Annotated in this window: 15 protein-coding genes and 1 riboswitch; of the genes, 1 reads left to right on the forward strand and 14 read right to left on the reverse strand. The window is 25.8% G+C overall.

Features of this window, described 5'->3' with window-relative positions; translation table 11 throughout:
- Positions 1 to 63 precede the first annotated feature (63 nt).
- The 13 genes from Q4E08_RS06340 to Q4E08_RS06400 form a co-directional block, all read right to left on the reverse strand.
- Positions 64 to 462 (reverse strand): hypothetical protein, encoded by a 399-nt coding sequence (locus Q4E08_RS06340; RefSeq protein ID WP_303129464.1) that lies wholly within the window; start codon positions 460 to 462, stop codon positions 64 to 66.
- 104 nt (positions 463 to 566) lie between these two features.
- A complete protein-coding gene (clpB, locus tag Q4E08_RS06345) occupies positions 567 to 3170 on the reverse strand; it encodes an ATP-dependent chaperone ClpB (protein WP_303129465.1) in 2604 nt (867 codons plus the stop codon).
- Between the two features lie 395 nt (positions 3171 to 3565).
- Positions 3566 to 4825, reverse strand: a complete 1260-nt coding sequence (locus tag Q4E08_RS06350; RefSeq protein WP_303129466.1) for a helix-turn-helix transcriptional regulator — start codon at positions 4823 to 4825, stop codon at positions 3566 to 3568.
- A 15-nt stretch (positions 4826 to 4840) separates the two neighbouring features.
- The gene (locus Q4E08_RS06355; protein ID WP_303129467.1) at positions 4841 to 6142 is read right to left on the reverse strand and encodes a helix-turn-helix domain-containing protein; all 1302 of its coding nucleotides are present in this window, start codon (positions 6140 to 6142) and stop codon (positions 4841 to 4843) included.
- 276 nt (positions 6143 to 6418) lie between these two features.
- Entirely contained in the window at positions 6419 to 7474 is a 1056-nt protein-coding gene (locus Q4E08_RS06360) for a DUF2776 family protein (RefSeq protein ID WP_303129468.1), read from the reverse strand.
- Between the two features lie 280 nt (positions 7475 to 7754).
- The gene (locus Q4E08_RS06365) at positions 7755 to 7928 is read right to left on the reverse strand and encodes a YtxH domain-containing protein (RefSeq protein ID WP_303129469.1); all 174 of its coding nucleotides are present in this window, start codon (positions 7926 to 7928) and stop codon (positions 7755 to 7757) included.
- A gap of 95 nt (positions 7929 to 8023) precedes the next feature.
- Positions 8024 to 8692, reverse strand: a complete 669-nt coding sequence (locus Q4E08_RS06370; protein WP_303129470.1) for a ribonuclease H family protein — start codon at positions 8690 to 8692, stop codon at positions 8024 to 8026.
- A 17-nt stretch (positions 8693 to 8709) separates the two neighbouring features.
- Positions 8710 to 9771, reverse strand: coding sequence for a YkvA family protein (locus Q4E08_RS06375; protein ID WP_303129471.1), 1062 nt, complete (start codon positions 9769 to 9771; stop codon positions 8710 to 8712).
- A gap of 234 nt (positions 9772 to 10005) precedes the next feature.
- On the reverse strand, positions 10006 to 10818 hold the full coding sequence (locus tag Q4E08_RS06380; RefSeq protein ID WP_303129472.1) for a MetQ/NlpA family ABC transporter substrate-binding protein: 813 nt from the start codon (positions 10816 to 10818) through the stop codon (positions 10006 to 10008).
- Positions 10819 to 10853: 35 nt separating this feature from the next.
- The gene (locus Q4E08_RS06385; RefSeq protein WP_303129473.1) at positions 10854 to 11492 is read right to left on the reverse strand and encodes a methionine ABC transporter permease; all 639 of its coding nucleotides are present in this window, start codon (positions 11490 to 11492) and stop codon (positions 10854 to 10856) included.
- The gene (locus Q4E08_RS06390; protein WP_303129474.1) at positions 11492 to 12451 is read right to left on the reverse strand and encodes a methionine ABC transporter ATP-binding protein; all 960 of its coding nucleotides are present in this window, start codon (positions 12449 to 12451) and stop codon (positions 11492 to 11494) included. The genes Q4E08_RS06385 and Q4E08_RS06390 overlap by 1 nt, the downstream gene beginning before the upstream one ends.
- A 117-nt stretch (positions 12452 to 12568) precedes the next feature.
- Positions 12569 to 12699: riboswitch (SAM riboswitch) on the reverse strand.
- Between the two features lie 184 nt (positions 12700 to 12883).
- Complete coding sequence (locus tag Q4E08_RS06395; RefSeq protein ID WP_303129475.1) at positions 12884 to 13171, reverse strand: DUF503 domain-containing protein; 288 nt, start codon at positions 13169 to 13171, stop codon at positions 12884 to 12886.
- 199 nt (positions 13172 to 13370) lie between these two features.
- Positions 13371 to 13748 carry a RidA family protein gene (locus tag Q4E08_RS06400; protein ID WP_303129476.1) on the reverse strand — a complete coding sequence of 126 codons (378 nt, stop codon included), beginning with the start codon at positions 13746 to 13748 and terminating at the stop codon, positions 13371 to 13373.
- Between the two features lie 154 nt (positions 13749 to 13902).
- On the opposite strand from Q4E08_RS06400, the gene ilvA reads away from it, so the two are divergent.
- Positions 13903 to 15102: a threonine ammonia-lyase gene (gene ilvA, locus Q4E08_RS06405; RefSeq protein WP_303129477.1), complete on the forward strand. Its 1200-nt coding sequence runs from the start codon at positions 13903 to 13905 to the stop codon at positions 15100 to 15102.
- 47 nt (positions 15103 to 15149) lie between these two features.
- On the opposite strand, the gene Q4E08_RS06410 is transcribed toward ilvA, so the two are convergent.
- The gene (locus tag Q4E08_RS06410; protein WP_303129478.1) at positions 15150 to 15926 is read right to left on the reverse strand and encodes a hypothetical protein; all 777 of its coding nucleotides are present in this window, start codon (positions 15924 to 15926) and stop codon (positions 15150 to 15152) included.
- Between the last annotated feature and the right edge of the window lie 146 nt (positions 15927 to 16072).

Raw genomic sequence — 16072 nt, forward strand, 5'->3', positions numbered from 1 at the left:
TAATTAAAATTTATAATTAAAGTTTGACTAAATTATAAGAAAAACATTTTTTTCATATTTTTTTTATAATCTACCCTCTATTATATCATTAACATTTATTAATATTTTATCTAAACCATAGTGAGTAGTATTTATTTTTGAATTTCTACCTAAAAGATTACTTATTACTTCTTGTTGTTCTTCTAAAAAAGCACCTGAATTTTGTATAGCTTCAAAAACATCATCTAAATAATATATTTTAGGTTCTCCTTCTTCAGCACCAATTATTGTAGATATTCTATCTCTTGCATCTTCTTTTGTTAAATCATAATTTTCATAAACTTCTTCCATTGCATGAATTCTTACTCTTTCTTCATAATATCTATTTATATAAGCACTACAACCTTCAATATCTTTAAAGGTAACACCTCTTCCATCAGGAAATACTACTAGATAATTATCTTCTGGGGTTATGTATTCCATTAAAATCCCTCCTAATTTACATTTTAAAAAACGGGTAGGAAAAGATATTAATCTTACCCACCCATCTTGTCTTTATTTTATGCTATTTAGGGGTTTATATACTTTTAATTATTAGGTTTAATTGTTAAATTATCGCCTTCACCGTCAATTTTTACAATTGAACCATAACCAATAGTTCCTTTAATTATCATTCTAGCTAATCTATTTTCTAAAGTATTTTGAATATATCTCTTAAGTGGTCTTGCACCATATACTGGATCATATCCTTCTTTAGCTAATATATCTTTAGCTCCATCTGTAACTTCAAGCTTAATATTCTTTTCTGTTAATCTCTTTTCAACATCTTTTAAGAATATATCAATAATTTTCTTAATACCATTTTCTGATAATGGTCTAAACATTATGATATCATCAACTCTATTTAGGAACTCTGGTTTAAATCTTGATTTCATTTCATTCATTACATAGCCTCTTGCTTCTTCTGAAATCTCACCATTTTTTGTTCCTTCTAATAAGAAATGTGAACCTATATTTGATGTCATAATTATTATAGTATTTTTAAAGTCTACAGTTTTACCTTTATTATCTGTAAGTCTACCATCATCTAGTATTTGTAGGAATATATTAAATACATCTGGATGTGCTTTTTCTATTTCATCAAATAAAACTACTGAATATGGATGTCTTCTAACAGCTTCTGTTAATTGACCGCCTTCTTCATATCCAACATATCCTGGAGGTGGTCCAACTAATCTTGAAACTGATTGTTTTTCCATATATTCAGACATATCAATTCTTATCATACTTTCTTCACTATCAAATAATGTTCTTGCTAAAGTTTTTGCAAGTTCTGTTTTACCAACACCAGTTGGTCCTAAGAATATAAATGATCCAATTGGTTTATTTTCATCTTTAAGTCCAGCTCTTGCTCTAAGTATAGCGTTTGATACTGAATCAACAGCTTCCTCTTGATCTATTACTCTTGATTGTAACTCTTCATCTAATCTTAAAAGTTTTTCTCTTTCACCTTCCATAAGCTTTGTAACAGGAATTCCAGTCCATTTTGAAAGAACTTCTCCAACCTCTTCTTCTGTTACTTCTTCTTTTAATAAAGCACCATCTGAGTTTTCTTTTACTTCCTCTTCTTTTGCTTTAATCTTTTCTTCTAATTCTGGAATTATACTATATCTAATTTCAGCTACTTTATTATAATCATAATTTCTTTCATATCTTTCAAGATCACCTTTAGCTTCATCTAATTGCTCTTTTAATTCTCTAAGATCAACTATATTTTCTTTTTCTTTTTCATACTTAGCACTCATTCCATCATTTTGTTCTTTAAGATCTGCTAATTCTTTTTCTATTACTTCTAATCTCTTCTTAGAATTTTCATCTTTTTCTCTAGATAAAGCTTCTTTTTCAGTTTCTAATTGGAATATTTTTCTTCTAACAGCATCAAGTTCTGTTGGAAGTGAATCAACTTCTGATCTTATCATAGCTCCAGCTTCATCAATTAAGTCAATTGCTTTATCTGGTAAATATCTATCTTGAATATATCTATCTGATAATTTAACAGCTGCAACTATAGCTGAATCATGTATTCTAACTCCATGGTGAATTTCAAATCTTTCTTTTAATCCTCTTAGAATTGAAATTGCATCATCTACTGATGGTTCATTTACAATTACAGGTTGAAATCTTCTCTCTAGTGCTTTATCTTTTTCAATATATTGTCTATATTCATCAAAAGTTGTTGCACCAATACAGTGTAATTCACCTCTTGCAAGTAATGGCTTAATAAGGTTACCTGCATCCATTGCGCCATCTGTTTTACCAGCTCCAACAATTGTATGAATTTCATCTATAAATAATATTAATCTACCTTCACTATTTTGAACTTCTTTAAGTACAGCTTTTAATCTTTCTTCAAACTCTCCTCTATATTTAGCACCTGCTATAAGTGAACCCATATCTAATGAGAATATTACTTTATCTTTTAATCCCTCAGGTACATCTCCATTAACTATTCTTTGTGCTAAACCTTCAACTATTGCTGTTTTACCAACACCAGGTTCCCCAATTAATACTGGATTATTTTTAGTTCTTCTTGAAAGTATTCTAACAGTTCTTCTTATTTCTTCATCTCTTCCAATAACAGGGTCTAATTTATGACTTTTAACTAATTCATTTAAATTTGTACCATATTTAGCTAAAGCATCATAAGTTCCTTCTGGATCTTGAGTATCAACTCTTTGACTTCCACGAACTTCCTTTAATACTTCCATAAATTTATGTTCTGATATGTCATACATATCTAATAAATGTCCAACTTCTCCATTTTTATCTATTTCCATAATTGCAAGCATTAAATGCTCAACACTTATATATGAATCTTCAAATTTCTTTGAAATCTCATCTGCCTTTATTAAAACTTCTTGTATTTTCTTTGTTATATAAACATTTGATTCTGCACCAGATGATGCTGTTACCTTAGGAAGACGTGAAATTGCTTGATTTATTGCGTTCTCTAAGCTCTTTACTTGAATTCCCATTTTGTTTAATATATTTGGAATTAATCCATCTTGTTGTTCTACTAAACTAGCAAAAAGATGAATTACATCCATTTGTTGATTATTATTTTTAACGGCTATTAAGTTAGCCTCATTTAAAGCATTTTGAACTCTTAGTGTCATTCTATCTACATTCATCTTTAATTCACCTCTTACGTATTTTATCTTGATATCATAATATTATATTAGTCAAAGAAAGTCAAAGTTTGATTTTTGAATATTTTTTTTGGTTTTTTGAATATTTACTTATAATTACTCTTATTTTCTATATATTGCTCCATTTTTCTTAGTTTTTTATTTTGTTAACAGTCATAATAAAAAGATTTTTCTTAAACTAATCCTAAACCTTTTAAAATAGCCATTCTTTTAAAAAAATAAATTTATATAAAATCTTTTATTTACTATAAATTTATTTTTCTCTCTATTTCTTTAAAAATTCTTCATTATCTATTAAATTTATGTATAAAGTTTACAAATTTATAATTAAGCATAAAAAAATACCTATAAATTTAACTTATAGGTATTTTTTAAAATTATATTTTACTTTTTATATTCATAGCTAAAGTGAAATACTTTATTGAATCTTGTATTTCTTGAGTTTTATGATACATATTTGCTATATCAATATATCTTTTATATAAATCACTTTTAGTTCCAAACTTAACTAATGAATCTAAAGATAAATTCATATATAACTCTGCTTCTCTAAATCTATTTTGTCTTTGAAGAAGTATTCCTTTTAAATAATATGCCTTTTCTATAAGTATTATATCATTTATTTCAATTGCAATATTTAAAGCTTTATCCACCAACTCTTCTGCAAATTCTAATTTACCATTATCTTTAAGTATATTGGCAAATTTTATATATATTTCACCTATTTCATAAGTAAAATTTTGAGGTAAAAGTGATATTGCTTCATTAATTTGTCTAATTGCTTCATCTTCTTTATTTATTAAGAAATAAGCTTCTGCATAATCTATTTTAAATGATACAATTTTAGTTATATCGTCTAAAAGTTCTGATGACTTTTCAATATCTAATAAATTCAAATTATTATTTAGTATTGCAATAATATTATTTGCATAATACACTTTACTTATTATTTCCTTATTTTTTATATTAATTGAAAGCTCTTTAGCTCTTTTTAAGTATTTTTCAGCTTCATCATATTGATTGCACTTTAAAAAACACATTCCCTCTCTATATATGCTATAGCAATAAATCTCCTTTTCTTGGTTTTCTTTATTTTTTTCTAGTGTTTCAATAACCCTAATGTAATAAGTTTTAGCTTCACTATATTCTTTTATTTTGTAAAAATACTCTGCCATATCATTAAAATATATTATATTATTTTCATCAGAATTATTTCTTCTATATAAATCATAATATTTTGGAATTATATCTAATATTTCATCTTTTTTATTATTTAATAAATAATAATTGAAAAGCTTATGAATTAATTTAAATGCTAATTCATAATATTTATATCCAATTGCATAATCTAAGTTTAATTTTATATCGCTTTCTAAAGATAAATTTGATGTTTCTCCCTTTTCAAAAATATCTATATTCTCTATTATTTGATCATAAACATCTTTAGCAATATATTCGTAATCTAATTCTATTACATCTGAAACGTATCTTAAAATTTCTTCATCAGCTTTAACTTTACCATTTTCTATACAGCTCATTTTAGAAATAGATATTTTATTACCGCATAATTCTTTAAGTGTAATACCTCTATATATTCTTGCTCTTTTTATTTTTTCTCCTGTTGAAAGTATCTCCATAATTCCCCACCTTCTTTAGTTAGCTAGTATTCCAACTTTATTGAAAATTCTAACCCCTTCATTTAAATATAATTTTGCTGCATCTTCTTTTTTATTATCTATATAAAACTTACCAATCATAATTGCAATCTCTCCTGCTACTTTTAATAAGTCATTTTCTAATGCAATTGTGTAAGTTTCTAATAAAACCTTTTCAGCTTCTATATTATCTTCGTTTATAATAAGTATTCTATATTTTATTAAATTACATTCTATTAATTCTTTAACGTTATTTTCTGGTAATTTTTCATAAATGTTATTTAAAACTTCTGTACACCTTTTAATATCTTTTACTTTCAAATAATTTCTACACATATTTATAAGTGTATCTATAACTTTATTATCATTATTTTGTATTCTAATATTTTTTGCTACTTCATATCTTTTAAATGACTCATCTATATTCTCAAAATTATAAAAAAGCTTACCAAGTTCATTTTCTAAATCTGAAGTATTTGATATATCTTCAATTTCTCTATAAAACTTTAAAGTTTCATTTGAATATTTTATTGCATTTTCTAAGTCTCCATTTTCGTTACACTCTTCTGCTAATTTTAATAATATTTCTGCATGTTTTTCTTTATTATTTACTATATCTAATTTCTCTTTAGCTAGTATAGAATAATTCATAGCTTGTCCTATATTATCCATTTCAAAATATGTTTTTGCTAAATAAAAATATATTTCTCCTAAAAGATAATATTCTGTAAGATTATTATCTAAAAACACTTTTTCTGCTTGTTTTAAATAACTATTTGCTGAATAATAAGTTCTAAGCTTTAAAGCTATTTTTGCAAGATTTAAAAAAGTTTCTATAATTTCTCTATAATTATTATTTTTAGTAAAAATAACATTAGCAGATAAAAAATTTTGTTTAGCTAAATTCAATTCATTTTTACTTAAATATATTTTAGCTTTAAGATTTATAAGCATTCCTTTTTTGCATTCTAAATTATAATTATTTGCATATTCTAAAGCTTTTGATATGTAATTTTCGCTGATTTCATATTTTTTATTAAACATATAAGCTTCTGCTATTTGCTCATAATAAGTACACACTTTATGGGCTTGGCTTTCTTCTGATTCCATTAAATATTCTACTGTAGTTTTTAAATTACTAGCCAAATATTCTAATAAATCCATTGATGGATTGGATCTACCTGATTCAACTAAACTAATTTGTCCTGGTGTTATTCTGTCTTTAGCTAAATCTTTTAAAGTCATATTTAATTTTTTTCTTTTTCTTTTAATTTTTTCTCCTAAAGATAAAATCTCCATACAGTATCTTCCTTTGCTTTATATTATTCATTTTTTATTAATCTTATTCATATTTTGTTTAAATTTAAATTAATTATATCACGATAATCTGAGAATATACAATATTTTTGTTAAACTTTGTTATTTTTTTTCATGCAATAATTTAATTTAAATTAAAACTTTGTTAACTAATTCATATTTTTATTAATAAACTACTTAATACAAAAAAATATCAGTTATAAATATTAAAACTTATAACTGATATTTTTAATTTATTTATATTTATATTAAAATCTATTACTTTGATGTTCCACTTTCAAGTATTGAAACTATTGAAAATAATGTAAAACACACTGCCCCTAGTCCAACCATAACATGTGCTGGAACAAAATAAGCTGAATTAAATAAACTTGCTTCAAACAAATAAGATGATAAAAATAAACATATAAGAGCTGTTACTACTGGAATTATAGGTATTCTGTTTGCTAACTTAAATTCTCTACGCCATACTGCTGCTAGTAATATAACTTTACTTGATATGCTATAACAAATAAGTCCAAGACCAATTAATACTATCCCTGGTGCTATAAATGCATCATTAGTACAATTTATTAATACCATTGCTCCCCATAATACGTTTATAGTTCCAATTAAGAGTACAAATATACTCCACTTCCATCTTTCTTCATTAGTGAATATATTTTGTATTTGTCTAACTATACTTGCAACTAACGCTATTAAACATGAACATATAAGAGATAGACCAATAACTACATGTGCTGCTATAAAATATGGTGGTATACTCTCTTTAAATAACAAATAAAATCCTCTAAAAAAACCTATTATTGCACAAATAGCCGGAACTGCTATCAATATCTTTCCTTGAAAATCTGAAAAAGCATTTATTTGTTTTTCACCATATTTTAATGTTGCTTCATTTTTTGTTATAAGTACAAACTTAGTTGATGCTGTTGCAACTGTGGAAACACAACAAGCTATTAAGCCTATAGCAAAAACAATATTTCCTGATACAAAATACGGTGCATTATCTCCAGCCGTTTTCCAAATATAAACTCCTGAAAATACAGTAAATAAACTAACTGCATATCCTATTATAGGGAGTAAAAATTTATAAAAATTATTATATTTGTTTATTAATTGTCTTATAATTGTTGCCGCTGTTGTGAATAAAGCAATACATATAGCAGTTAATGCTATAAGTACATGACTTGCAACAATATAACCTTTACCTGTCGTCTCTTCTAGCACCTTAACATAAAATCCATATGTTATACATATAGCTCCCATTATTAAAGGAACTAAACGAAAAAATACACTCATGAATCTATTCATATTTATCCCTCCATTTTCTTAGAGATAAATAAAAATCAAAATTATTTATTATACAAAATCCCTTTGATTTTTATTTATTATCCGATATATATAAATTATATGATTAGCCAAAATTGAAGTCAAAGAACTCATAGTTAAAATTTTTAAATAATTCCTAATCAAAATTTGATAAGTTGTAAATTTAACTAAAATCTATGAAAATAGTATTTAAATAATTTATTTAAATAAAAAAGGTTTATTAAATAGATATCTATTTAATAAACCTCAAGCAATGAATTAATTATTTCATCATTGACATCATATTTTCTACAGTATCACCTGCAGCATTCATTAATCTTTTTCCTGCTCTTTTAACAGTTCTTTGTGTCTTTCTATCTAGTTGTGGTAATACTGCCATACTTATTGCTGTTCCTAGTGCTGCACCTGCAACCATTCCTTTGATTAATTTACTCATAAATAACACCTCTTTATAATAATTATTTTTGATGCTATATTTATGGTATGTAAATTATTACTTTTTAAACTAGGAATTATGTTTATATTTTATCATTAAATTCCAAGTGCTGATTTTGCCAAAATATCAGCTCTGTCATTAAATTTATCGCCACTGTGACCTTTTACCTTTTTAAATTTAATATTTATTTCTTTCATTTTATTTTGCATAAAACTATGATAATTTGAAGTTATTTCATTATTTCTTTTCCATGTTCCTAAAGCCCAGCTTTCAATACCTTGATAATCATATACTATATAAACTTCATTGTATCCATTATTTATAGCATATTCTACTGCCTTCATTGATCCTAATACTTCTCCAGAAACATTTCTAAGTGGAATAGCCTTTTCATCATTTCCAGCTCCATTTTCTTCATATATAACTTCACCATTTTTTGTTGCTACAAGTCCATAAGAAAAGTTTTTCTTTTCTAAAGAAAAGCTTCCATCAACATATATAACTAAAGAATCTTTTAAATCTAATTCTCTATCTTCTTTATTTAACCTTGATGTTTCACTCACTATTTTTGGTTTTGAAAAATTAAAATCTCTACCTTTTCCTTCAGCATTAAGAAGTATAAATTCCTTCGCTTCATCCATAGTTTTAAAACTTTTATATATAGCCCCCTTAAATCCTATTACTTCTTTTTTGCATTCATCCCATGAAGTAAATATTTTAGGTTCTCCTGATTTTCCTTTATATACTGAATAAAACTTTGCCATTTATTTAATCTCCTTTATTAAAGTGTAGATAATTCTTCAACAACACTATAAATTTTTTCTATATTTCTAGCTCCTGTAAAATTAGTTACATATTCAAGACCACTTCTTAAAACTAAAATTAATTCCTCTTTACCTGACCAATTTTCTAATAATACATTTAAAGGTACCTCTTTTGAAATTCTATTTAGTGCAAAAAATAAAACTGCTAAATCATCAATTTTACCTATAAAAGGTATATTACTTGGTATCATATCAGTTGGACATACTATATATGCAATAGAAGCAGATACTGAAACCTTAGTTTTTATAGGAACTCTCTTATCTTTAAGAAGTCTTAATACAAGTGCTAATAAATCTGGTATTAAAAATAAATATTCTGAAAAATCTTTTGCATTCTCTGGAAGTTTATTTTCTAATTTTTCTTTAACTTCATCTCTTCCTTTTGAATAATAATCATTTGCCTTATTTTCTATTATTTCATCTTCTTCTATAAATTCATTCTCTATTTTTTCATTTAATCCTATATTTTCTTCTAATGAAAGTTCTTCTTCGCTTATATTATTGTCTAAAATTTTTTCATCATTTATATTTTCTTGTTTAACTTCTTCTGTCCCTTTATTTAAGTTTAATTTACTAATATTTATATCCACATTTTTTACAGTTGCATTTATCATTTTATCTTTAAAAAATATTTCTTCTACATTTATTTTTAAAAATGGAACACCTTTTAATAAATCATCTACATTTATAATAAGTTCATCTCTATTTTCTTCTATTCCTATATCTCCAAAAATATTTAATAATGATTTAAGTAATAAACTTCTAATCATTCTAATCATTCCAAGTTTATATACTTTTAATTTAGAAAATCTTCCATTAACCTTTCCATCTACCACTTTTAAATCATCTAAAGTAACTTCAAATTTTATTTTTATTATTTTAGTAAAGCTTCCTCTAATTAAAATATTTTCATCTATTATAACTTCATCTAATAATAAACCGTCAACTTTTACAAAATCATTTATTATACTTAAAATATCATTTCCAGTAAGACTTACTAATACATTTGATATATTCATAAAGTTTTCCTCCCCAAATATCCTTTTTAAATTTTACATATGTTTTTGTATAATGAAATTATAACAAAAAAAAAGCTAAATAAGGAATAAATTTAACCTTATTTAGCTTCATTTAATATATATTACATTAAATTCTTCTATTTTAACTAATAATTTTTTAATATTAAAATTTTAATTTACATTTTATGACAATATCTTAATTTATAAAATATATAAATTAAAATTATTCTATCATTAAAATACAGGTATTACAGCCCCATCATATTTACTATTTATAAATTCTTTACACTCATCAGATGTTAAAGCTTTATTTAATGCTTTAATTTTTTCACTATCTTTATTATCTTCTCTTACAGCTATTATATTTGAATATAGCTCAGCTGCTTTTGAATTTTTATCTTCAATTATCAAGGCATCCTTTTTAACTGAAAATCCAGAATCAATTGCATAATTACCATTTATTACAGCAGCATCTACATCTTCTAATGACCTTGGTATTGAAGCTGCTTCTAACTCTTTAAATTGTAAATTCTTTTTATTCTCTGTTATATCTTTTGGAGTTACAAGCTCTCCTTCTTTAATTTTTATAAGTCCTTTTCCTTCCAAAAGCCTTAAGGCTCTTGCTTCATTGGATGGGTCATTTGGTATTGCTATTAAAGCTCCATCTTTAAGTTCCTCTATACCTTTAATCTTTTTTGAATATAAACCTAATGGCTCTAGATGCACTTTTTCAGTATAGTTAAGCCCTAAGTTCTCTGCCTTATTTTGTTCATTTAAATATGGAATATGCTGAAAATAATTTGCATCAAGACTTCCTTCTGAAAGTGCTTTATTTGGTGTTACATAATCAGTAAATTCTTTTATCACAACTTTATATCCTAAATCTTCAAGTTGTGGTTTTATATGTTCTACAATTTCCTTATGTGGCACAGGCGATACACCTATAGTTATTGTTTTATCATCTGATGACTTATTTCCTCCGCATGCTACTAATGATAATGATAACGCCCCAATTAATATACTTGTTAATAATCCTTTTCTTTTCATAGTTAAATGCCCCCTCTTTATTTATTGCTTATATTTTATTTTGAAAGTTTTTTATAAAAATAATTACCAAGACATTGTAATCCTTGTACTATAACTATTAAAATGATTATAGTTACTATCATATATTCAGTTTGATATCTATGATATCCATATCTTATTGCTACATCTCCAAGTCCACCACCAGCTACTGCCCCTGCCATAGCTGAATATCCAATAACGCTTATTATAGTTAAAGTAAGTCCAGAAACCATACTTGGCATTGCTTCTTTAAACATAACTTTAAATATTATTTGTTTGTCTGTTGCTCCAAAAGATTTTGCTGCCTCTATAACACCCTTATCCACTTCTCTTAGTGAAGCTTCAATTATTCTTGCTATAAAAGGTGCTGTTGCAATTGAAAGTGGTACTATCATAGCTTCTTTTCCAATAGTTGTCCCAATTATAAATTTACTTAATGGAAAAAGCGCTACCATAAGTATTACAAAAGGAAAACTCCTAAGGGTATTTACCACAAAATCTAAAATTCTATAAACACTTTTATTTGGCCTTAAACCATCTTCTGCTGTTAAAGTTAAAACTATTGCAATTACAAATCCCCCTATAAAAGCAAAAACTGTTGATAATATAACCATATAAAAAGTTTCTAGCGTAGCTACTAATATTTCATTAAACATTAAATCACCTCCCATTCAACACTTTTATTTATAAGATAATTTATTACATCTTCCTTTTCCTTCTCCGAAACATTTATTACTAAGCTTCCTAAAACATCATCTCCAAACTTTTCAAGTCTTCCACAAACAATCGAAAAATCTAAATTCATCTCTCTTGCCATTTTTGTTATAATTGCATTTTCAGAAAAACTTTTTGGAAAAAATATTCTTATATTAACCCCCTCCTCTGGTAAAATCTCATCATCTTCTCCTAAAAATTTTCTAAGAGAAACTCCTGGTTTTAAAAATAACTCTGAAGCTTTTCCTTGTGCTTTAACTACTCCCCCTTCTAAAAGAGTTATATTTTCGCAAATATCTTTTACAACTTCCATCTGATGTGTTACAACAACAATTGTTATTTTTAATTCTTTATTTATTTTTGATAAAAGTGCTAATATATCTTTTGTTGTTTTTGGATCTAAGGCTGATGTTGCTTCATCACAAAGTAAAATTTCTGGCTTTAATGCTAAAGCTCTAGCTATTGCTACTCTTTGCTTCTGGCCTCCACTTAATTCCTTTGGTTTACTATCTTTTTTATCCTCTAGTGAAACTAATTTTAAAAGTTCTAAAACCCTTAAATTTATATAATCTTTTTTATATCCCCAAACTTCAAGAGGTAATGCTATATTTTCATATACTGTTTTTCTATCTAAAAGATTAAAACTTTGAAAAATCATCCCCAAATTTTTTCTAATATTTCTGATATCCTCCTTACTCAAATTTTTTATTTCTTTTCCTATAACTTTTAAACTACCCTCATCATATTTTTCAAGGCCATTTAAACATCTAAGTAATGTTGATTTTCCAGCTCCACTATGTCCAATAATTCCATATATATCTCCTTTTTTAATGTTAAGTGATATATTATTTAAAACTTTAAAATCCCCAAATGTTTTAGATAATCCTTTTATTTCTATCAAACCTATATACCCCCTTTTTGTTAAAAATCTCTTTTTAATGTATTAGTTTAAAATAAAAATGCGCTAGAGAATAATATCTCTAGCGCATATAAGTATAACTTGCCCTATAAAATTACTCTCTCATCTATCAAGTATATGAATACTTGCAGGATTTGGCACCACATATAAAGTAATAACTTTAAATCATTACTAATTACATAGGTTGCCGGGCTTCATAGGGCCAGTCCCTCCACCGCTCTTGATAAGAACCTAATATTTTATTTTCAAACTTCTTGTATAATAATATAATATCTTATACATTTATTGTCAATAAGTTTTAAAAATTTTTATATAAATATTTTTTATATAAATAATCTATGTCTATTAATTAAAACTGTTACAACTTTATTTATTAAATAACTTTCAAAATTTAAGTTTTAATAACTTCATAACTTAGAATATTTCTGTTTCCTCTTCAATATCTACAATTTCACCATCACAATTTTCTTCAATAAAATCTATAATCTTTTCTTTCATAGAATGAGCTATTTTTACATCTGTGCAAACTGCTGATATACCAATTACCGCCATCTTGTGTTCATCTTGTCTATCTACTTCACCAACAGATATATTAAATTTATTTTTTAATTTTTGAGTTATGCTTTTTACAATCATCCTTTTTTCCTTTAAAGAATTTACCCAAGATGCTCTAATTGTTATTTTCATAAGTAAAATATCCATAAATACCTATTTCCTTTCTATAAAGTATTTTTTTGATATAAGCAATTTATATTTTTATAATAATACATATTCTAACCAATATAAATTGTATTACTTATAATTTCACAAAAAATAATCAACTTATTCACAAAATTTGTAATTAATGAATAAGTTGATTATATTGTTTAAAAAAGCATAAAAATTTAATATTCTATTATTTTTAAGCTAATGCAATTACTTCTATTTCAACTTTTGCATCTAATGGTAATTTAGCTACTTGAACACAGCTTCTTGCTGGTGGTTCTCCTTCAAAAAATGTAGCATAAACTTCATTAACAGCTGCAAAATCATTTAAATCTTTTACAAAAACTGTAGTTTTTATAACTTTATCCATATTTGTTCCAGCTTCTTCAAGTATTGCCTTTATATTATTTAAACTTTGCTTAGTTGCAGCTTTTATTTCTGTAACTAATTCTTTAGTTTCTGGATTTATTGGAATTTGTCCTGATGTATAAACTAAATTTCCAATTTTAATTCCTTGAGAATATGGTCCAATGGCAGCTGGTGCCTTATCAGTTTTTATTATTTTTTTATCCATAAAAATCCCCTCCAATTTATATCATTTTCTTTATTATAGGTTAATTTTTTTAAAAAGTCTAAATATTTTAATTATTTTTAAAAAATACTTGACTCAAAAATTTACAAAAATGTTATAATGTTTGTGAGAATAATACATGAGAGAGGTGTTATGTATGCATTTAGATAATATTAAAGCTGCTAGAGAAAAAATTCAAGATGTGGTTGTAAAGACACCATTACTTTATAGTAAATTCTTCTCTGAAAAAAGCAACAATAATGTTTATATGAAATGTGAAAATTTACAATTGACTGGCGCCTATAAATTAAGAGGTGCGTTAAATAAGATGATGAGTCTAACTGATGAAGAAAAATCAAAGGGTGTTGTATGTTCATCAGCTGGTAATCATGCTCAAGGAGTTGCTTATGCTGCAAATCTTATGGGAATAAAATCAACCATAGTTATGCCAACAACTACTCCATATTTAAAGGTTAAGTCTACTAAAGACTTAGGTGGAAACGTTATATTAAATGGTAAAGTATATGATGATGCATATAACTTTGCAAAGCAAATAGAAAAAGATGAAGGTGCTGTATTTTTGCACCCATTTAACGATATAAATGTAATATATGGACAAGGTACTATAGGTCTTGAAATAATTGAAGACCTTAAAGATGTAGATGTAGTGATTTGTCCAATCGGTGGTGGTGGATTATTAAGCGGTATATCACTAGCATTAAAAGAAATTAATCCTAACATAAAAATAATAGGTGTTCAAGCATCTGGTGCTAATGCAATGGAGCAAAGCTTCTTAAAAGGTGAATTAACTCCACTTCCTTCTGTAAGTACAATTGCAGATGGTATTGCTGTTAAATCACCTGGAGACCTTACTTTCTCAATTATAAAAGATTATGTTGATGAAGTTGTAACAGTTACTGATTATGAAATTGTTGATGCTTTTTTAGCATTAATTGAAAAACAAAAATTAGTTGCTGAAGCATCTGGGGCAGTTTCACTTGCTGCTTTATCCAAGCTTAATATAAAAGATAAAAATGTTGTTTGTATAATAAGTGGTGGTAATATAGACATGCTTACTATTACTTCACTTATTAATAGTGCATTAGTTTCTAGAAAAAGACTATTCTGCTTTACTATAGAGCTTCCAAACGCTCCTGGTGAACTTAATAATATTACTAGAATACTTGGAAATCTTCGTGCAAATGTTGTTAAACTTGAACATAATCAATTTAAAGCCGCTAATAAACTTAGAAATACTTTACTTGAAGTTACAGTTGAAACGAATGGTGAAGATCATATAAATACAATTAAAGATACATTTAAAACCGAAGGTTATATAATACAACAACTTTACTAAAGATATAAAAAAGACTTTTTCTAAATTTGAAAAAGCCTTTTTTTATCTTAATTTTTTGTTTTACAAATTAATCCACATGTTTGAAGTTTTTCTTCAACACTTCTAGTATCAAATGGATTATGAAGCATTGCTTTTAAAAATAATTGAGGATAATCTCCCTTTAAATGTTTCATATACCTAACCCATATTCTACTTAATTGCTCATATGCTATAGTTATATCCTTTTCTATATGAGACTCATCACAACAATTGCATATAAGATTATAATACCTGTCATCAAATTCCTCTAAAAGATGAAATAATGACATAAGTAACTCTGAAAATATCTCATGCTCCATTAAGGCTTCATTTCCTATAAAAGATATTAACATTTCTTTTTTTAATTTTAAAATAGTTATAACTTTTTCCACATCTATTTTTTTAATATCCACTGAAAAATCATGTTTATCCATAATATCTTCAAGCTCTTTAAAATCCTTTTTGCTCCAATCTTTATTAACTATTGCTACATTTGCAAGATTTTTAATATCTTTATCCCCTTTTGCAAATTCTTCTAAAAGGTCTGCTCCAAATTCTGAGAAGAAAACCCCTTTTATCATACTTAACTTTTCCATTCTATGTTCTTTTTCACGATTTTCTAATAACTTTTCAATTATAAATGCTGTGAAAAATACTTCCATTGGTATAAATGCTATGTCAGCAAATAAAAATATCAAAGTATGATGTAAATCCCTAAAAACTAAATAATGAAGGTAATGTAAAAATAGTGATAATGCTATAAGTCCTACCCCAATCATTATAGTTTCTCTTTTATGTTTATTCATATAACCCTTATTCCTCCCCAACATATATAAAATAAATCTATCTTTAAATTTCCATATAATTATAAATATTTTTCATTTTCAATACAAACAATTATTTACCAATTATATTATAAAATACTTCTAAATTCATGTAAGGTTTTAAATAA

This window comes from Clostridium sp. (genome assembly GCF_030532265.1).
Classification (GTDB): domain Bacteria; phylum Bacillota; class Clostridia; order Clostridiales; family Clostridiaceae; genus Clostridium.